Annotated in this window: 19 protein-coding genes; 7 read left to right on the forward strand and 12 right to left on the reverse strand. The window is 51.9% G+C overall.

What is annotated here, in order from left to right; all coding sequences use genetic code 11:
- Positions 1-5: 5 nt before the first annotated feature.
- From sdhA to sdhC, 3 genes are read right to left on the reverse strand one after another with little or no spacing between them, the layout of a single operon-like run.
- A complete protein-coding gene (gene sdhA, locus GTPT_RS13790) occupies positions 6-1,772 on the reverse strand; it encodes a succinate dehydrogenase flavoprotein subunit (protein WP_029991645.1) in 1,767 nt (588 codons plus the stop codon).
- Positions 1,773-2,120 (reverse strand): succinate dehydrogenase membrane anchor subunit, encoded by a 348-nt coding sequence (sdhD, locus tag GTPT_RS13795; protein WP_025902960.1) that lies wholly within the window; start codon positions 2,118-2,120, stop codon positions 1,773-1,775.
- Positions 2,114-2,506, reverse strand: coding sequence for a succinate dehydrogenase cytochrome b556 subunit (sdhC, locus tag GTPT_RS13800; RefSeq protein WP_029991644.1), 393 nt, complete (start codon positions 2,504-2,506; stop codon positions 2,114-2,116). Before sdhC ends, sdhD begins: the two co-directional genes overlap by 7 nt.
- A gap of 583 nt (positions 2,507-3,089) precedes the next feature.
- Here sdhC and GTPT_RS13805 point away from each other — a divergent pair.
- Positions 3,090-4,373 carry a citrate synthase gene (locus tag GTPT_RS13805; protein ID WP_025902962.1) on the forward strand — a complete coding sequence of 428 codons (1,284 nt, stop codon included), beginning with the start codon at positions 3,090-3,092 and terminating at the stop codon, positions 4,371-4,373.
- Between the two features lie 137 nt (positions 4,374-4,510).
- Here GTPT_RS13805 and aroE read toward each other — a convergent pair whose 3' ends face one another.
- From aroE to seqA, 9 genes are all read right to left on the reverse strand, one after another.
- A complete protein-coding gene (aroE, locus tag GTPT_RS13810) occupies positions 4,511-5,365 on the reverse strand; it encodes a shikimate dehydrogenase (protein WP_029991642.1) in 855 nt (284 codons plus the stop codon).
- A 149-nt stretch (positions 5,366-5,514) separates the two neighbouring features.
- On the reverse strand, positions 5,515-6,249 hold the full coding sequence (gene pxpA / locus GTPT_RS13815; protein WP_025902964.1) for a 5-oxoprolinase subunit PxpA: 735 nt from the start codon (positions 6,247-6,249) through the stop codon (positions 5,515-5,517).
- A complete protein-coding gene (gene pxpC, locus GTPT_RS13820; RefSeq protein WP_029991640.1) occupies positions 6,246-7,175 on the reverse strand; it encodes a 5-oxoprolinase subunit PxpC in 930 nt (309 codons plus the stop codon). The genes pxpA and pxpC overlap by 4 nt, the downstream gene beginning before the upstream one ends.
- On the reverse strand, positions 7,169-7,825 hold the full coding sequence (pxpB, locus tag GTPT_RS13825) for a 5-oxoprolinase subunit PxpB (protein WP_029991639.1): 657 nt from the start codon (positions 7,823-7,825) through the stop codon (positions 7,169-7,171). The genes pxpC and pxpB overlap by 7 nt, the downstream gene beginning before the upstream one ends.
- A 363-nt stretch (positions 7,826-8,188) precedes the next feature.
- Positions 8,189-8,932, reverse strand: a complete 744-nt coding sequence (locus GTPT_RS13835) for a type 2 GTP cyclohydrolase I (RefSeq protein WP_029991638.1) — start codon at positions 8,930-8,932, stop codon at positions 8,189-8,191.
- A gap of 8 nt (positions 8,933-8,940) precedes the next feature.
- The gene (gene phrB / locus GTPT_RS13840; RefSeq protein ID WP_029991637.1) at positions 8,941-10,383 is read right to left on the reverse strand and encodes a deoxyribodipyrimidine photo-lyase; all 1,443 of its coding nucleotides are present in this window, start codon (positions 10,381-10,383) and stop codon (positions 8,941-8,943) included.
- The gene (locus GTPT_RS13845; protein ID WP_071780157.1) at positions 10,380-11,183 is read right to left on the reverse strand and encodes a YbgA family protein; all 804 of its coding nucleotides are present in this window, start codon (positions 11,181-11,183) and stop codon (positions 10,380-10,382) included. The genes phrB and GTPT_RS13845 overlap by 4 nt, the downstream gene beginning before the upstream one ends.
- A 144-nt stretch (positions 11,184-11,327) precedes the next feature.
- Positions 11,328-12,968: a phosphoglucomutase (alpha-D-glucose-1,6-bisphosphate-dependent) gene (gene pgm / locus GTPT_RS13850; protein WP_025902132.1), complete on the reverse strand. Its 1,641-nt coding sequence runs from the start codon at positions 12,966-12,968 to the stop codon at positions 11,328-11,330.
- A 29-nt stretch (positions 12,969-12,997) separates the two neighbouring features.
- Positions 12,998-13,543, reverse strand: a complete 546-nt coding sequence (gene seqA / locus GTPT_RS13855) for a replication initiation negative regulator SeqA (protein ID WP_025902133.1) — start codon at positions 13,541-13,543, stop codon at positions 12,998-13,000.
- Positions 13,544-13,781: 238 nt separating this feature from the next.
- Between seqA and ybfF the strand changes: the two genes are divergently transcribed.
- The 6 genes from ybfF (at position 13,782) to GTPT_RS13890 (ending at position 18,626) form a co-directional block, all read left to right on the forward strand.
- On the forward strand, positions 13,782-14,549 hold the full coding sequence (gene ybfF / locus GTPT_RS13865) for an esterase (RefSeq protein WP_025902135.1): 768 nt from the start codon (positions 13,782-13,784) through the stop codon (positions 14,547-14,549).
- Positions 14,550-14,708: 159 nt separating this feature from the next.
- Positions 14,709-14,984 (forward strand): LexA regulated protein, encoded by a 276-nt coding sequence (ybfE, locus tag GTPT_RS13870; RefSeq protein ID WP_025902136.1) that lies wholly within the window; start codon positions 14,709-14,711, stop codon positions 14,982-14,984.
- A 132-nt stretch (positions 14,985-15,116) separates the two neighbouring features.
- On the forward strand, positions 15,117-15,647 hold the full coding sequence (gene fldA / locus GTPT_RS13875; RefSeq protein ID WP_025902137.1) for a flavodoxin FldA: 531 nt from the start codon (positions 15,117-15,119) through the stop codon (positions 15,645-15,647).
- A gap of 336 nt (positions 15,648-15,983) precedes the next feature.
- A complete protein-coding gene (gene fur, locus GTPT_RS13880) occupies positions 15,984-16,430 on the forward strand; it encodes a ferric iron uptake transcriptional regulator (RefSeq protein ID WP_025902138.1) in 447 nt (148 codons plus the stop codon).
- Between the two features lie 301 nt (positions 16,431-16,731).
- On the forward strand, positions 16,732-18,138 hold the full coding sequence (dalD, locus tag GTPT_RS13885) for a D-arabinitol 4-dehydrogenase (protein WP_241964891.1): 1,407 nt from the start codon (positions 16,732-16,734) through the stop codon (positions 18,136-18,138).
- Positions 18,135-18,626: a SemiSWEET family sugar transporter gene (locus GTPT_RS13890; protein ID WP_025902140.1), complete on the forward strand. Its 492-nt coding sequence runs from the start codon at positions 18,135-18,137 to the stop codon at positions 18,624-18,626. Before dalD ends, GTPT_RS13890 begins: the two co-directional genes overlap by 4 nt.
- Positions 18,627-18,658 lie beyond the last annotated feature (32 nt).

An 18,658-nucleotide genomic window follows, 5' to 3' on the forward strand; every position in this document is an offset into this window, starting at 1 on the left:
ACCGGTTAATAGGTACGTACTTTTGGCGGAAACGCCGCACGTAACTTCGGTTGCATATTCACTGTGCGCCGCGTCATGCTTTCGTTATCCGGTAAATAGAGACTGTGGCAGAGCCAGTTTTCGTCATCGCGATCCGGGAAGTCAAAACGACTGTGCGCTCCGCGGCTTTCGGTGCGATAGTTCGCAGCCATGGCCGTGGCGTAGGCGGTTTCCATCAGGTTATCCAGCTCCAGACATTCCACCCGCTGCGTATTAAAATCCGGTGAACGATCATCAAGACGAGCTGATTTCAGTCGTTCGCGGATAGCTTTCAATTCTTCCAGCCCCTTAGCCATCGCTTCACCTTCACGGAACACCGAGAAATTGTGCTGCATGCATTGCTGTAGGGCTTTACGGATTTGGGCGGGGTCTTCACCCGTAGTGTTGTTATCCCAGCGCTGGTAGCGGGCCAGTGCCGCAGTAATTTCTTCGTCTGTCGCCTCCGTCAGCGGGCCTTGTTCGGCAATGGATTCCGACAGGTGCAGACCGGCAGCTCGTCCGAACACCACCAGGTCCAGCAGCGAGTTTCCTCCCAGGCGGTTAGCACCGTGAACTGAGACACAGGCGATTTCCCCGACGGCAAACAGCCCCGGGATCACTTTATCATTACCGTCTTCATCAAGGGTCAGCGCCTGACCGGTTACCCGGGTCGGGATGCCTCCCATCATATAATGGCAGGTCGGGATCACCGGAATCGGTTCCTTAACCGGGTCGGCATGGGCAAATGTCCGTGATAATTCAAGGATCCCCGGCAGCCGTGATTCCAGCACCTCTTTCCCCAGATGGTCCAGTTTCAGCTTAAGGTGAGGCCCCCATGGGCCATCGCAGCCGCGTCCTTCGCGAATTTCTATCATCATTGAACGGGCAACCACATCCCGTCCGGCCAGATCTTTGGCATTCGGGGCATAACGTTCCATAAAGCGTTCACCATGCTTATTCAGCAGATATCCGCCCTCACCACGACACCCTTCGGTGACCAGCACGCCGGCTCCGGCAATCCCTGTCGGATGGAACTGCCACATCTCCATATCCTGAACCGGAACACCGGCCCGCAATGCCATCCCGACACCGTCACCGGTATTAATATGGGCATTCGTCGTCGACTGGTAGATCCGTCCGGCACCGCCGGTCGCCAGAATGGTTGCCTTCGCTTTGAAATAGACCACTTCACCGGTTTCGATACATAACGCCGTACAACCGACAATGGCACCCTGCGCATTTTTCACCAGGTCCAGGGCGTACCACTCAGAGAAGATGGTGGTATTGTTCTTCAGGTTTTGCTGGTAAAGCGTATGTAATAACGCATGTCCGGTACGGTCAGCTGCCGCCGCAGTACGCGCCGCCTGCTCTCCCCCGAAGTTTTTCGACTGTCCGCCAAACGGCCGCTGATATACCCGGCCATCATCGAGACGTGAAAAAGGCAACCCCATGTGCTCCAGCTCCAGAATGGCTTCCGGCCCGGTTTTACACATATATTCGATGGCATACTGATCCCCGATATAATCAGAGCCTTTTACGGTGTCATACATATGCCATTCCCAGTTGTCTTCGTGGGTATTCCCCAGCGCAACGGTGATCCCGCCTTGTGCAGACACGGTATGGGAACGGGTAGGAAAGACTTTAGATAACAGGGCACAGCTCTGCCCTGACTGAGAAATCTGTAGCGCGGCACGCATTCCTGCGCCACCCGCACCGATAACGACTGCATCAAACTCTCTGACCGGCAAACTCATTTACACACCCCACACAATAATCGTTCCATAAATTGCATACGTCAGCAGCGCCAGCACGATCACGCCCTGAAGCACCAGCCGTAACGCAATGTTTTTCACATAATCGGTCAGGACCTGCCACATACCGATCCAGCCATGAATAAGAACCGAAAATAGCGTCAGCAAGGTGAATACGCGGGTAAATGTCAGCGCGAAGAATCCACGCCAGACCTCAAAGGTTAGCGGGCCGGAAAAAACGAAAAATCCGAGGATGAACAACACATACAGTGCAATCACTATTGCTGCGCCACGTAACAGCAACCAGTCATGAATGCCATTACGTCCAAGTGCAGATACGCTGCTTACCATAGTAATACCCCCGCCAGAACCGCCAGAATCACGGTAATTACGAAACTGATTTGTGCAGACCGTGTACCGGCCTCCAGGCTTTCATCCAGCATACCAAAATCCATGAGCAGGTGCCGGAGCCCCCCGACAATGTGGTAAGCCAGAGCTGTCATTATCGCCCACAGGATAAACCTGACGATAAAACTCCCCAGCAGAGTGGATGCTTGCTGAAAACCTTCGGGGGAAGAGAGAGAAAGTCCAAGTAACCACAGCAGAATGCCCACGGCAATCAACGTGATTACGCCGGAGACACGGTGGAGAATGGATGCTATTGCAGTCACGGGAAACCGGATCGTCGAGAGATCCAAGTTGACAGGTCTTTGTTTTTTCACGATTTGCCCACACAGCTCTTTATTATTTTAGCTTCCTCCGGCCTTGCAGGAGACGTAAAAATCTGCATCACGACTGACTTTTACGGGACCAATACAGGTAACATCCAGTGTTAAATGACGCGAAAAAACGCTGGGTGCCTCCTGATAACAAGAGTTTCCGGAGACCTTTTCAAAGTATAGGGTTATCACAATCTGATTACAATTACCCTACAAATTGTTTGGATAAATTTGCCCGGAACAGTGATCAGTATCACGTTACAAGCCGATTTTCCTAAAGCCGAACCAGTATTCACATAAAAACAACATTTTTGTCACATTCAACGCTGATTAATCGATATAATACCTCCTGAAGGTGGGGATAGACTTTCAGTTATCTGTAAGTTATATAACTGTTTAGAGATAAACGCTAAAACGATGACAACAACGATACTTTTTATGTCACCCGGAGGCGAATAACTCCAGATATTTCCAGCTATTACGGAAGCATTTATGCCGGAATAACTTCACAAAGCGTGTAACTTGTATTTATTTTGTAAAGCCAGTATTACGCATATTTTGGCGTCCGGAGAGTCTCTGCCGGGCGCTAAAGGAGACCGAGATGACAGACAAGAAAGTGACGCTTACCCTGGATGGGGCCGAGCCATTAGAGCTCAATGTCCTGCGTGGCACTCTGGGTCAGCATGTGATAGATGTTCGTGCATTAGGGAACAGCGGGCTGTATACCTTTGACCCCGGGTATACCTCCACGGCATCCTGCGAGTCCAGAATAACGTATATCGACGGCGATGAAGGCATCCTGTTGCACCGGGGTTACCCTATCTCACAATTAGCAACACATTCGAACTATCTGGAAGTCTGTTATATCCTGCTGTACGGCGAAACCCCGACACGGGATCAGTATGAAAAATTCCGTACCTCGGTCACCCGGCATACGATGATCCATGAACAGATCACACGTTTATTCCACGGTTTTCGTCGCGATTCACACCCGATGGCGGTGATGTGTGGCGTTACCGGGGCACTGGCCGCGTTTTATCACGACTCGCTGGATGTCAATAATGAACGTCACCGGGAGATTGCCGCCTTCCGTCTGCTGTCTAAAATGCCGACGGTTGCAGCCATGTGTTACAAATACTCTATCGGTCAGCCCTTCGTGTATCCGCGTAATGATCTCTCTTACGCAGGCAATTTTTTACACATGATGTTTGCAACCCCTTGTGAAGAATACGTCGTCAATCCGGTGCTTGAAAAAGCGATGGATCGTATCCTGATATTACATGCCGATCATGAACAGAATGCATCGACCTCTACGGTCAGGACGGCAGGATCTTCAGGCGCGAATCCGTTTGCCTGTATCGCCGCGGGGATTGCCTCTCTGTGGGGGCCGGCCCACGGGGGAGCGAATGAAGCGACTTTACGTATGCTGGAAGAGATTGAGACCGTTGAGCATATTCCTGAGTTTATTCGCCGGGCGAAAGATAAAAACGACTCTTTCCGTTTGATGGGCTTTGGTCACCGCGTGTATAAAAACTATGACCCACGGGCCACCGTCATGCGTGAAACCTGCCATGAAGTGCTCAAAGAGCTGGATATGAAAGACGATCTGCTGGAAGTGGCCATGGAGCTGGAGCACATTGCACTGAATGACCCGTACTTTATCGAGCGTAAACTCTACCCTAACGTCGATTTCTATTCCGGCTTGATCCTGAAAGCGATGGGGATCCCGACGTCTATGTTTACGGTGATCTTTGCAATGGCACGTACCGTCGGCTGGATCGCACACTGGATTGAAATGCATGAAGAAGGAATGAAGATCGCCCGTCCAAGGCAATTATATACCGGCTATACGGAGCGTGAGTTCCATACCAGCCTCACCGAATAATTCAGGCGACAAACACCTCCTGCACGGAGGTGTTTTTCCTCCCGGCCAAACAGCCCCTGTCATTAAGAACGCTCAACGGAGGCAGGCAGAGCCTCCGGGTCTAGCCAGCCGGTCAGCTCTCCCCTCTTTCGACCGTATTAGCCGGTAAAGAGTTTCTGTAATACTTTACGCATAGGCTCTTTATCTGCCTCTTTATCGAACCAGTAAGTGAGGTTTAACGCCCCCTGATTCACCAGCATATTTAATCCATTCAGTGTCCGGCAACCTTTATCCGCGGCTTTTCTTAAAAGCGCTGTTTGCGGCGGATTGGGGATCACATCAGCAACAAACAGCGAGCTTTCCAGACTCTCCGTATCAATGTCCGGTAACGCGTCAGCATCATCCAGCCCGACAGACGTCGCATTCACCAGAATATCCGGAAGCGGATCAATGCGTAACCCCGGTGTCCAGGCCTTAAAGGTCGCTTTTGCTTTCGTATTGTCGTTGATCAGATCGACCAGTTCCTGACCTTTTTTCTTATCACGGTTAATGATGGTAATTTCTGTGGCTCCGGCTAAGGCCGATTCCACGGCAATGGCCCGGGCTGCCCCCCCGGCTCCCAGCAATGCCAGGGTTTTGCCTTTGACATCAATTTGCTCACTTAATGCCTCGACGAACCCCTTACCGTCGGTATTCTCGCCGGTGAGTTTACCGTCACGGATAATGACACAGTTAACGGCACCGATGACTTTGGCTGAGGTGCCCAGTTCATCAATATACTCAATAATGGCCTGTTTGTTGGGTATGGAGCAGTTAAACCCGCGCCAGCCCATGGCTTTTGCACCAGCCACGGCCTGCTCAAGCTGCTCTTTGCCGACATCACAATTGATATAACGGGCAGGAATGCCCTGATGCTGGTAGGCAGCTTCCATGACGGCCACGGTGGGGTTTTCGGCACAAGGTGAAGAGAAAGAACCGGTCAGATCACTCAGAAAATTTTCTTGTTCAGCCATCAGAAACTCCTGTTATCAGAATGTTTCTTTAAGCCTTAAACAGAATGGCAGCACTGTCAACGTTACTGCCATTGATAATATGAATCATAATATTACCCGCGGCATGATCGCCGCGTGCGACCCGATATCCTGTCCTGCACATCGGGGCTTCAGGCAGTGATCATAATATTTTCCCGGCGGAAGGCTTCACACAATGCCCGGGCGAACAGCAAGGCATGTTCCCCATCCCCATGCAGGCAGACGGTCTGCGCGGTGACACGAACCTGCTCCCCGCTCACTGCGGTGACTTCCCCCTGCTGTACCATCTGCAAAGTCTGAGTGATCGCCTGGCTGGCTTCAGCCAGTAATGCGCCGGGTTCTCCGCGAGGTACCAGCTCACCCTTCACGGTATATCCCCGGTCTGCAAACACTTCCTCACGCGTCGCTAAACCGTAATGCTGCCCCGCGGCAATCAACTCACTGCCGGCCAGTCCGACCAGAATCAGTCCGGGATCTGCGGCGAAGACCGCCCGGGCGATGATGTCTGCCAGTTGTCTGTCACGCGCCGCCTGGTTATACAGCATTCCGTGGGGTTTCACGTGGGCTAACGCAACGCCTTCACTGGCGGCAATGGTTTTTAACGCCCCAATCTGATAGAGCTGCTGCGCATAGACGTCCGATGCCGGTAACGTCATCGCCGTCCGGCCAAAATTCTCACGATCCGGAAAAGAAGGATGCGCTCCGACCCGTACCCCGTATTGTTTTGCCAGACGTACGGACTGCAACATGGTGGATGCATCACCGGCATGAAATCCGCAGGCGATATTGGCTGAACTGACTAATTGCAGCAACTGATCATCCAGAGCCGAACCCTCACCCAAATCCGCATTTAAATCTATTTTCATCTCTCTGAGAGTCCCCATTCCATCATCTTCAGTACATGCTGCTGGTGCTGTTTTGCCCGTAATGCTTCTTCATGAGTACAGTGAACAAAATGTATCGGCTCCCCCGGGCGTATCTGTGCCAGATGGTAAAGATCCGCCGAAATCACCACGCCTATCCGGGGATAACCTCCCGTCGTCTGGGCATCTGCCATCAGAACCACAGGCTGTCCGCCGTTAGTGACCTGTATCGTCCCCGGCAGCACCGCATGGGAGAGTAACTCCCGGCCGCACGGCCGTTGGAGTTGCCGGCCCTGTAAACGGAACCCCATCCGGTTACTCTGAGCTGACAGCGTCCAGCCTGTACGCCAGAATGCCTGACCGGATCCGCGGCTGAACTCATGGTATTCGGGCCCGGGGATGACCCTCACGCGATTTCCCCACAATAATTGCCTGACCCCGGCACTGTGTGAAAACTCCCGGGTCGGCGGATTCAGCGGTAACTGATCACCGTCACGCAGATAGCGCCCCTGCCAGCCACCAAACCCGGCTTTCAGATCCGTACTGACGGATCCCATGACCTCAGGCAGATCAAAACCGCCATTGATCGCCAGATAGCTTCTGACTCCGCGCAGTGCACGATGTAATGTCAGCACCTGTCCTGCCCTGGCGAAAGTTCGCCAGCCTGTCCAGACGGGCTTACCCTCAAGTTCGGCCTCACAGCCTGCACCGGTCAGGGCGAACCAGCTATCGCGTCCAAAAATGAACTGAGCCTGTCCGAAAGTGACCTCGAGGACGGCGCTGTTTTCAGGATTACCTGCCAGCAGATTCGCCGTTTTCATGGCCGGCAGATCCAGGGCTCCGCTCAGGCTGATCCCTGACTGGCTATAGTGATAGCGCCCGGCATCCTGAACTGAGGTGGCCATTCCGGCACGGAGGATGGTTAACATTGTCCCTCCTTCTGAGGCACAAAGCGCACCGTATCCCCGGGAGCCAGTAAAACCGGCGGGATGCGTTGCGCGGAAAATAAAGATAACGAGGACTGGCCGATAAGCTGCCAGCCCCCCGGCGTCGGAAGCGGATAAATACCCGTCTGGCTTCCGCCAATCCCGACGCTGCCTGCAGGTACCGAAATTCTGGGCTCAGCCCGGCGCGGGCAGTGAAGACTGACATCCAGCCCGCCCAGATAAGGGAACCCGGGCTGAAAACCAATAAAATACACGGTATAGAGCGCAGCACTGTGCCGTTCAATGACCTGAGAAGGCGAGAGCTGGCAATAGCGGGCAACCTCTGCCAGGTCCGGACCCGCAGCCCCTCCGTAGATGACCGGGATAGTGACGGTTCGCGATTCAGGAATAGCCGCAGAGCTGTTTTCCCATTGGCTGCGAAGCCCCGCCAGCGCGGCCCTGGTATCCGACGGAATATCCAGCAGAATAACGGTCAGATTGTTCATTCCGGGAATGACTTGCCGGACCCCTTGCACTTTTTCCAGTTGCCTGGCCATTCCCCGGATTTTGTGCTGCGACGCCAGGGATACCGGGGGAGATAGCTCCATCACCAGTGCCTGCTCTCCCAGCATGTAATATCTGATTTGCTGCACCACCTGCCTCCGCATTAAAAACACGGCCCAATAAAGCCAATGTAGTGTCCACAGACACCTGTGATCCCGTGCTACCGTTATCCGTAACTGAAGGATCTGTGTCAACATTTTTAATAATTCAGAGACATACGGTAAAATGATGGCAGCCGGCCGGGGACAGAAAATGTCATATTTTCCGTAAACAGGAGATGAACTTCGCCAATAGAATAGCCTTGCAGGAGAGGAGGATCAGGCCGGATTATCCCTGCGGGGGAAAACCGCTTACCGGGGTATCCCTGCAGGGAAAAATTAAGTATGACACGGTAATGCAAGGCCCTGCCGGGAAGACCCCCGGCAAAGCCCTGTCAGTGACGGAAAGGACACTCAGGCCGGGTTGTCGATATCGACGAAAGTGACCTGCAAACCCTGCTGCTCGCGGAGCCATTCCCCTAAGGCACGTATGCCTCCGCGTTCGGTCGCATGATGACCGGCCGCATAAAAATGGAGTCCTCGCTCACGGGCAACATGGATAGTCTTTTCCGAGACCTCACCGGTAATAAAGGCATCAACACCAAAATCTGCCGCATCATCGATAAAGCCCTGCCCCCCTCCGGTACACCACGCGATGCGGGTGATGGTGTCGGGGGCATTCTCCCCGCTATGCAAAGGTTCACGACCCAGTTTATCCTGAATCAGCAACTTCAGGGCTTCACCGCTTAGCGGAGTGCTCAGCGAGCCATAAGGCACCAGCGGAACGATTTCACCCTCCGCCTGAATACCGAGCAGTTTTGCCAGTTGGGCATTATTTCCTAACTCTGGATGAGCATCCAAAGGAAGGTGCCAGCCATACAGATTGATATCATTCAGTAGCAGCGTTCGCAGGCGCTGACGCTTCATCCCTTTCACCAGCGGCGACTCATTTTTCCAGAAATAACCATGATGGACGATCACGGCATCTGCCTGTAATTTTACCGCCTCATCCAGCAGAGCCTGACAGGCGGTAACACCGGTCACCACCCGTTTTACTTCAGGACGGCCTTCAACCTGCAGACCGTTAGGGGCGTAATCGCTGAAACTGTGGCTGTTCAGTTGCTGATGGATCAATTGTTCAAGCCGGGTATTATTCATTCTGTTTCTCATTTTCCGGGGGATGGATTGTGCTTCCGGGCAGCCTCGTAGGCCTGCAGAGTCGTCTGACGCGCCTGCTTATGATCAACAATCTGTGCCGGATAATCCAGTGTTTTGCCGTGTTTTTTCGCCCAGTTGACCGGATCATGGATAGCTTTATCCGGCACAGCGGACAGCTCAGGGATCCAGCGCCGGATGAAATTACCGGCAGGGTCAAAACGTTCACCCTGCAGTTGCGGGTTAAAAATGCGGAAGTACGGCGCCGCATCGGTACCGGTGGAGGCGGCCCATTGCCAGCCACCGTTATTAGCGGCCAGCGAACCATCCAGCAATTGCGACATAAAGTATCGCTCACCTTCCCGCCAGTCGATAAGCAAATCCTTCACCAGGAAACTGGCGACAATCATCCGCAACCGGTTATGCATCCAGCCGGTTTCGTTCAGTTGCCGCATAGCGGCATCCACCACCGGAAACCCGGTCTTACCCTGTTGCCAGGCCCGTAATTGTTCATCATCCTTGCGCCAGCGGACATTTGCCGTCCAGTCGGTAAAGGGCTGATGACGACACAATGCCGGATAAGCCACCAGCAGATGAATATAAAACTCCCGCCAGAAGATTTCATTCAGCCAGCTGAAGGCATTCCCGCCGGACAGGGCTTCGGGATGGTCATGAAGGATACGTAACAGACACTGCCGTGCCGAAATCTGCCCGGTCGCCAGGTACGGAGATAATACGCTGGTGCCCGCATGTTCAGGGAAGTCCCGCAGACGATGATACTCTTCAGCCCCTTGCTGACTGAACTTACGCAGGCGCTGAAGGGCCGCCCGATGACCGGGAGGAAAACATTCCCTGTCATAGTCGCGACTCTGCTCACTCAATGACGGGATATCATTCGCCTGAATATCCGCCGGATGTGCCCGCTTGTCAGGTGCGGGGTAGCACTCCGGGAGTTCATGTAAAAGCGCTTTGACCAGCGCTTTACTGAAAGGGGTATAAACATTGTACATTGTCCCTTTACCGGTCAGTACGCTGCCGGGAGGAACCAGGGTTCCGTCATGGAACCCCTGACTCACGATATCCTCTTCCGCGAGTTTTTGCTCTGCCCGTTGGTCTCGACGGTGTTCGTTCAGTTCGTATTGGTAGTTATAAAAAACCTGAGTCACCTCATACCTGTGACAGATACCGGAAAGCTGTTCCACACTCTGCGTAAAATCATCACAGGCAGCAAACAACAGCGGGATCCCCAGCCCGCTAAGGTCTTCACTCAGATGTTGCAGACTGTCACGAATAAACGATAGCTGACGTCCGGACACATCATGCTGCTGCCATTGCCCCGGGGTGGCGATGTACAGGGCTATCACCCTGGCATCAGGATCCTGGCAAGCCGCATAAAGTGCAGGATTATCATTCAGACGTAAGTCATTTCTCAGCCAGACAAGATGAGTTTTCACAGCGCCTCCGTTTGCAGGGAAAATTCTGCCACAGAGGGCAGAGAGGGGAAAAGGTAGCGCTGGGATGACAACCAGCTATGCGGGTACATAGCAAGATAGCGCTTCAGCTCTGCCACCGGTGCTGACAGCGGTAATTCCCCGCGTCGGTAATCATCAATAATCGCCGCCAGTGCTTGTCTCTGCGGCCCGCTGAGGTGCGGGCGGAAATACCCCTGGATATGCATCAGCACATTGGTATGGTTTTCCCGCGTCGCAGGGCAGCTAAGAATTTCCATCAGCTTGCGGCGATACGCCAGCGCAAACGCTTCCAGGGATGGCCAGTCAGACATACCGGCCACCAGCGGTCCTGACTGACGATACAACGGCTGAGAATGCGCCAGTAATTGATATTTGTAACAGGTATGAAACTGCATCAGCCGGTTTGCTGTCAGCTCTCCGTCACACAAGGCATCAAATTCTGCACGTGCTGCCACCGATGCCAGAAACTGCTGACGCTGTTCGGGACGGGCGAGATCACTTTCATCCGTTAACGGCAGAGAAGGGACATGTCCGGATAAAATTTCATATTCAGCCCGGCTCACCTGTTGTGAAATAATAATCCCGTTAACGGGCCAGAGCGTTAATTTCTGACGGCTGGTCAGTGGCGGGTGCTCAGCATGTTCACGAGTCATGAGTGCTGTAACATCCTGTGCTGTAATGTGTTTCAGTCGGAATCCGGAAGGCAAATCAACCGCCAGGCGTGTCATGGCCTGGTCCCGGGACTGCGCGGTCAAAACCCCGATAAGCGGAGAAAGCGTCATAAACCTGTACCTTATATTTAAAACTGTACAGGTTTGGAGTATAACGGCAATCACAGAAAAGATCTCCCGCTATCGCGTTTCCCGGTTTTTTCCCAAAAAAAAGCGCCCAACGGGCGCTTTTGAAATCTATTTCTCTGATCGTCATCAGGCGTTTTTGAGTACGTCGCTGACGATATCAACGGCTTCTTTTTCGATTTTTTCGCGGTGCTCAGCTCCCAGGAAGCTCTCACAATAAATCTTGTAAGCATCTTCGGTCCCGGAAGGACGCGCAGCAAACCAGCCATTTTTAGTCATAACTTTCAGGCCACCAATCGCCGCACCATTACCTGGTGCTTCGGTCAGTCGGGCGATGATCGGGTCACCGGCCAGGATATCCGCACTCACCATTTCCGGTGATAACTTTGATAGCACCGCTTTCTGGGCCGTGGTTGCCGGTGCCTGAATACGGTTGTAGCTCGGAGAACCGAATTTATCCGCCAGTGCATCATAATGCTGCTGTGGATTCAGTCCGGTCACTGCAGTAATTTCTGCCGCCAACAGGCACATAATGATGCCGTCTTTATCTGTCGACCACGGCGTACCGTCAAAGCGCAGGAAGGAAGCCCCGGCACTCTCTTCGCCGCCAAAACCCAGGCTGCCATCAAACAGACCATCAACAAACCATTTAAAGCCCACCGGAACCTCAATCAGCTGACGACCGATATCCTCTACCACCCGATCGATCATGGCACTGGAAACCAGCGTCTTACCGACGGCGACATCAGCAGACCATTGCGGACGATGGCGGAAAAGATAGTGGATCGCTACCGCAAGATAGTGGTTCGGATTCATCAGCCCGGACGGGGTAACGATGCCGTGACGGTCATAATCCGGGTCGTTAGCAAACGCCAGGTCAAATTTCTCGCGCAGAGCCAGCAGGCCCGCCATTGCACATTCAGACGAACAGTCCATACGGACCGCTCCGTCTTTGTCCAGATGCATAAAGCGGAATGTCTGGTCGACAGCATCATTTACCAGCGTAATATTCAACTGATAATGTTCAGCGATACGTTGCCAGTAGGCAATCCCGGAGCCACCTAACGGGTCAACGCCCAGCGTAAGATTCGCTTTTTTTATAGCATCAAAATCAATAACATCCGCCAGCCCTTCCACATAAGGCTGGATCAGATCCTCTTCACGAATAAGTCCGCGGGTGTTGGCTTCCGCCAGAGTCAGGCGTTTTACGTCTTTCAGAGAGTCCCGGATTAACTGATTCGCACGGGCTTCAACCACTTTAGTTACATTGGTATCTGCCGGGCCGCCATTCGGTGGATTATATTTAATCCCTCCGTCTTCCGGCGGGTTATGCGACGGTGTAATGACAATCCCGTCGGCCAGCGCTGAACCACGTTTATTATGTTGCAGGATTGCGTTAGAGATAGCCGGGGTCGGCGTATAGCCATTGTCCTGCTGGACAATCACTTCCACCCCGTTAGCGACCAGGACTTCCAGTACGGAGATCATCGCCGGTTCAGACAACGCATGGGTATCTTTCCCGACATAGCAAGGCCCGGTGATACCGTTTTTGCTGCGTTCTTCCGCAATCGCCTGGGCAATCGCCAGAATATGCGTCTCATTGAAACTCTGACGCGCGGAACTGCCACGGTGACCGGAAGTGCCGAATTTCACTGCATGGTCACTGTCAGACAGATCCGGTTTCAGCACGTAATACTGTGATGTCAGTTGCGCGACATTAATAAGATCGCTCTGTTGAGCAGGTTGCCCTGCCCGTGGGTGACTGGCCATTGCCGTTTCTCCCTAACGCTAAGTTCGGATTAAATAGTCCCGCAAACTTTGTCAGCAAGTTCCTGAGGAAACTTCATCGACTGCATAATGTGTTCGATCATGCTGCATTTGCGGCCGGTATTGGTATTGGTGATCACCCAGTAAGGTGTTCCCGGAATATGTTTCGGTTTAGTATGGGTGCCGCTTTGTAACAGCGTCTGCTCATCACCGGCGAAATAGACGCGTGTACGTCCCTGCATCGTCGTTGTTGCCTGACGGAACTCCCCGGGATCCAGACTATAAAGCGTCGACAGCACCATCATAAAGCGGTTAACGGCGCGCTTTTGTTCCGCATATTCATCGGACAATAACAACTCACGCACGGTACGAACACGATCCTGCGGGCGCGTTTCAGCACGCGCACTGACCAGTAGCGAAGTTTCCTTACTGTCAGCCTTTTTATCGGAGGTATCAGTGATTGCCTGCTCAGAAACTTTAAGCATTCTGCGCAAAATATCGGAGGCACTTTCGCCGATATGACGTGTATGGCTGGCAATATAGCGATAAAGCTCATCGTCTACTTCAATCGTTTTCATCTTTTTCCGTACTGTTATGGCTAATGTAAAATTCCGAATAATGGCAGTATACCGGAAATAATCTGATATTCTGCCCCGGTAAATTACCAGTTGATTGTAAATTTAAACAGAGACAAGCAGGTAGAACTGAATTACCGTTCACGTAAAAGTCAGAATATGCCTTAAAATCACCTGCCGGATTTCCTGAATAGTAAACCATGATACCCCAAGCCCGGGGTCCAACCGTAAGAACTTTGCCATGATTTTAAACAGTCGTCTGCAATCTGCACAAATTGATGAAGAATCATCCCCTGTTCTGCTGATCCATGGCCTTTTTGGCAGTATGGATAACCTTGGTGTGCTGGCCCGCAGCCTGCATCCGCACAGGACAGTATTACAGGTGGACGTCCGTAACCATGGCCGTTCTCCGCGAGCCGCCGGGATGGACTATGCGGTCATGGCGCAGGATATGCTGCAGACGCTGGATAACCATCACCTGGATCAGGTGAATGTGATAGGCCATTCCATGGGCGGGAAAATAGCCATGGCGATGACAGCCCTGGCACCGGAACGGGTCAAGCGACTGGTAATTATTGATATCGCCCCCGTCAATTATCAGACCCGTCGGCATGATGCTATTTTTGCAGCACTGCAGGCCGTCAGCGAAGCGGGTATCACCCAACGGGAAGCTGCAGCGCAACTAATGCGTCCTTTGCTGCAGGATGACATGGTCATTAATTTCCTGCTGAAGTCATTCCGTCAGGGAGAGTGGTTATTCAATGTTCCTGCACTTTGGGATAATTACACGACCATTTCCGGCTGGGAAGAGTGTCCTGCCTGGCCTGGCCCTGCCCTCTTTATTCGGGGTGCCTTATCCTCTTATCTGGATAATCACTATCGGGAGCCCCTTCTGGCTCAATTCCCGGCAGCAAAAGCCCATATTATTGCCGGTGCGGGTCACTGGGTGCATGCAGAAAAGCCTGATGCCGTCATCAGTGCTGTGCGACGTTTTATGTCCGTCACCTGAAATCAGGGGCTGGCCGCGTTTTAACATTGGCGTCTGTCATCTCACTGGAGTATGATTGCGCGCTAAAATTTTATCGTGTGCTTTTAGCATGATAACCGTATTCATTCATCACTATGCTGCGTGTATCTGATACATCGCAGGTGTTCAGTTTCAAAAATCATGGCAAAAGAAAATACGGATCGTACTACGCTCGATTTATTCGCGAATGAACGCAGACCCGGTCGTCCTAAAACCAGTCTGCTTTCCCGTGACGAACAGTTACGCATAAATAAACGCAACCAGCTAAAACGGGACAGAGTGCGCGGATTACAGCGGGTAGAGCTTAAAATGAACAGTGATGTGGTCGATGCACTGAACTCACTGGCGGCAGAACAACAGTTGAGTCGCAGCGAACTCATCGAACAAATCATCCTGGCGCAGCTGAAAAAGCGTTAAATCTGTGTTGCGCACTCAGGGATAAATCTGACTCGTTTACAAGTACCGCCCACATCTCAGGTCTGCTATTATTCGCGCATCTGTACGGAAATTACATTCATCTGATTTTAAGATTCAAGAGGTTAACCCCACATGGCAATCGTAGGCATCTTTTTTGGCAGCGATACCGGTAACACTGAAAACATCGCAAAAATGATCCAAAAACACTTGGGTAAAGACGTTGCTGAAGTGCATGACATCGCTAAAAGTACCAAAGAAGATTTGGACGCTTTCGATATTCTGTTGCTGGGGATCCCGACCTGGTACTACGGTGAAGCGCAGTGTGACTGGGACGATTTTTTCCCGACTCTGGAAGACATTGACTTTAACGGCAAACTGGTTGCCCTGTTCGGCTGCGGTGATCAGGAAGACTATGCGGAATACTTCTGTGATGCATTAGGCACACTGCGGGACATCATCGAGCCAAAAGGTGCAGTCATCGTTGGTCACTGGCCGACAGAGGGTTATCATTTTGAAGCCTCCAAAGGGCTGGCCGATGATAAACACTTCCTGGGCCTGGCCATTGATGAAGACCGCCAGCCTGAACTGACCAACGAACGTGTCAGCCAATGGGTCGCGCAAATTTCCGATGAACTGCAACTGAAAGAAATCCTCAACGCTTAGTAGGGTTTTTTGTATCAGTTGTGGTAGTGTTCACTTCAGCATCTGCAGAGCCGGCTAAAATGACCAGCGGGCTCTGAGCTATTTCCCGATGTCGACGCTTGTATTTTTCCTTTCGTGCGATTTCCGGGAATATCTTTTTTGTATCAGATTGTCACTATCCCTGACAGGCCTGCATTTCACGGTGTTCCGCGACCTTTTCTCAGGGAAAACCGGCCCGGGCCTGTAGTTTCAATTTCGATACTTCGGTTCTATAATGAATCAAAAAAAATAAGGTCATTACCGAACTTCATGGCGCTTTGCCAAAGTCATTTTCAAAAGTAACAGGACAATAACTGCATGACTGACAATAACTCCGCACTGAAAAAGGCCGGTCTGAAGGTCACGCTTCCGAGACTGAAAATTCTGGAAGTTCTTCAGGAACCTGAATGCCATCACGTTAGTGCGGAAGATTTGTACAAACGCCTGATTGATATGGGCGAAGAAATTGGTCTGGCCACGGTGTATCGCGTACTGAACCAGTTTGATGATGCGGGTATCGTAACGCGTCATAACTTCGAAGGCGGTAAGTCAGTCTTTGAATTGACCCAACAGCAGCACCATGACCATCTGATTTGCCTGGATTGTGGCAAGGTTATTGAGTTCAGCGATGAGTCAATTGAACAGCGTCAGCGTGAAATTGCTAAACGTTTTGGCATTAAGCTGACCAACCACAGTCTCTACCTGTATGGTCACTGTACTACGGGTGATTGCCGCGAAGACGACACCTTACATAACGATAAATAAGCATTTTCGTCATGTTGATAGCAGCCTGTAACCGGCTGGAAAAGCGAGTGTCTTTCGCCGGTGACTTCCCGGTCATCCGCTCAAAACCGCGGCATTGTCGCGGTTTTTTATTGTCATCAGATAACGATAGCAATTTTTTATAATTGTAATTAATTGATTTTAAATATAAAAACACCAACCCACAGTCTCATTCCCTGCCCTTAACGCCATTTCCCCTGCTGTTGTAATTTTAATCTGCCGGATATTCATGTTAAGGTTACCAGTAACATTATGACTATCTGTTACAGATTAAGGAATGCATTTGACTACAAAAAGAACTGAACAATCGGTCTGGCTGCATCTGGGTGCAGGTGCTTTTCATCGGGCTCATCAGTGCTGGTATCTGAATGAGTTACATGAAAGCGGTGATACCCTCTGGTCTATTTCACTGGCCAATATTCGTAACAGCAGCACACAGCAGACACTCAAACATCTGGCCCGACAGCAAGGGCGCTACACACTCGAAGTTATCTCTCCTGAAGGCAATATTGCCTACCACACGCTCTCAGCAATTCGTAATGTCATCCTCTGGGACCCGCAAATACAGGCAGTCGTCAGTGAAGGTTCCCGCCCTGAAACCAGAATAATCTCTTTTACCGTCACCGAAGGTGGCTATTTTCTGACTGATGACGGCCATCTGGATCTGAATGCAGCACCTATACAAAGTGATCTTGCCGGTACCGCAGACACGGTTACCCTGTATGGTGCTCTCTATAAGATCCTGACTGCCCGGCGGGAGAATAACGCAGGTCCGGTTACGCTGCTCAGTTGCGATAACCTGCGCAGTAACGGAGAAAGTTTCCGTCGCGGGTTAACAGAATTTGTTGCTGCCCGTCAGGATGACGCATTAGCCCGGTGGCTTGAACAGAATATCAGTACCCCGGACGGTATGGTCGACCGTATCACACCCGCCTCAGATGACGGACTGTTGCAACGCCTGCGCGCACAGGGGATCAACGATGACAATGCCCCTGTCAGCTGTGAGTCATTCACACAATGGGTGATGCGCGATGATTTCATTGCCGGACGTCCGGCGCTGGAAAAGGCAGGTGTGGAATTTGCAGATGATGTTATCCCTTACGAAGAAGCTAAAATCCGCGTACTGAACGCAAGCCATAGCGGTATTGCCTGGGCCGGAGGATTGCTCGGTAAGGACTATATTGACCAGAGCCTGTTACCCGAAGTTCGTCAGTGGATCACTGAGTATGTCAGTCAGGATGTCATCCCGGCACTGGGCGACTCACCGATTGATTTAACCCGCTATTGTCAGACTGTGCTGCAACGTTTCGGTAACGAACGGGTACGTGATACCTGTCAGAGGGTATCTTCTGACAGTATTGCCAAACTGCATGAGTTTATTGTTCCGACCCTGAAAGCCCGCTATCAGCAGGGGAAAACACCGCAGGCAACGCTACGTCTGGTCGCGTTATATTTCCTGTTTATGCAGAAGGTCGCGGGCCACACCCTGCCTTTTGACTATCAGGACAGAGCGTGTGGTAGTGTCGATTTCAAAGCAATTTTTGCCAGTGTTGATCCGGTTACGGCCTTTGCGGGCCAGAAAAAGCTGTTAGGGTCTCTGGCCGGAGAGCCGAAATTCATCGCAGACCTGACCCGTACGATCGACGATATGCAGCAACAGTTGAAGATAATGGGGGATGATAAGCCATGAAAAGTGTTTATATTGTAGTGGTTACCGCGATGCTGGCGTTACTGGCGACCTATTTCCTTTCTCCCTGGCCTGTCGCTCTGGGAACCGTCGCGGCCTGGGTAACCACCGGTTCGTTTTTTCTGCAGGTACTGCATATTATCCGTAACCGGGATACCAAAGCTCTGTCGCTGGGGATGTGGTCTGCACTGTTTTTCGGCGTTTCCTGCTGGACCTGGTACGGCTTCCGCGTCAGCGATGTCCCCGTGATGACAGCCAACGGCTTAACCGCATTACTGGCATTCTCGGTCATTGTTCTGAAGCTTTATCACGAACGTCCGGCTAAAAATCAGTTACGCCGTAAGTTACGCGCCATGCCGGGTGTGATCCTTCGTCCGCGGATCCGCAGGCTGCGCCCTTATACTCCGGGTGAAGCCCCGCTACCGGAACAGGATCCTGTTTCACTGCAGGATCCTGTATCGATGAGTCCCCTCAGTAAACTGAAGAAATAATCCGGTTCCTGTCGCCACTTCCGTTGAAAGGC

This window comes from Tatumella ptyseos ATCC 33301 (assembly GCF_000735525.1).
Classification (GTDB): domain Bacteria; phylum Pseudomonadota; class Gammaproteobacteria; order Enterobacterales; family Enterobacteriaceae; genus Tatumella; species Tatumella ptyseos.

Excerpts from the sequence above, each read along its gene's own strand:
- GTPT_RS13890 (WP_025902140.1), top strand. The coding sequence starts at position 18,135 with ATGAAAAGTGTTTATATTGTAGTGGTTACCGCGATGCTGGCGTTACTG.
- ybfF (WP_025902135.1), top strand. The coding sequence starts at position 13,782 with ATGATTTTAAACAGTCGTCTGCAATCTGCACAAATTGATGAAGAATCA.
- GTPT_RS13845 (WP_071780157.1), bottom strand. The coding sequence starts at position 11,183 with ATGACGCTTTCTCCGCTTATCGGGGTTTTGACCGCGCAGTCCCGGGAC.
- pxpA (WP_025902964.1), bottom strand. The coding sequence starts at position 6,249 with ATGAAAATAGATTTAAATGCGGATTTGGGTGAGGGTTCGGCTCTGGAT.
- fldA (WP_025902137.1), top strand. The coding sequence starts at position 15,117 with ATGGCAATCGTAGGCATCTTTTTTGGCAGCGATACCGGTAACACTGAA.
- seqA (WP_025902133.1), bottom strand. The coding sequence starts at position 13,543 with ATGAAAACGATTGAAGTAGACGATGAGCTTTATCGCTATATTGCCAGC.
- GTPT_RS13805 (WP_025902962.1), top strand. The coding sequence starts at position 3,090 with ATGACAGACAAGAAAGTGACGCTTACCCTGGATGGGGCCGAGCCATTA.
- pxpC (WP_029991640.1), bottom strand. The coding sequence starts at position 7,175 with ATGTTAACCATCCTCCGTGCCGGAATGGCCACCTCAGTTCAGGATGCC.
- sdhD (WP_025902960.1), bottom strand. The coding sequence starts at position 2,120 with ATGGTAAGCAGCGTATCTGCACTTGGACGTAATGGCATTCATGACTGG.
- pgm (WP_025902132.1), bottom strand. The coding sequence starts at position 12,968 with ATGGCCAGTCACCCACGGGCAGGGCAACCTGCTCAACAGAGCGATCTT.
- aroE (WP_029991642.1), bottom strand. The coding sequence starts at position 5,365 with ATGGCTGAACAAGAAAATTTTCTGAGTGATCTGACCGGTTCTTTCTCT.
- ybfE (WP_025902136.1), top strand. The coding sequence starts at position 14,709 with ATGGCAAAAGAAAATACGGATCGTACTACGCTCGATTTATTCGCGAAT.
- GTPT_RS13835 (WP_029991638.1), bottom strand. The coding sequence starts at position 8,932 with ATGAATAATACCCGGCTTGAACAATTGATCCATCAGCAACTGAACAGC.
- sdhA (WP_029991645.1), bottom strand. The coding sequence starts at position 1,772 with ATGAGTTTGCCGGTCAGAGAGTTTGATGCAGTCGTTATCGGTGCGGGT.
- fur (WP_025902138.1), top strand. The coding sequence starts at position 15,984 with ATGACTGACAATAACTCCGCACTGAAAAAGGCCGGTCTGAAGGTCACG.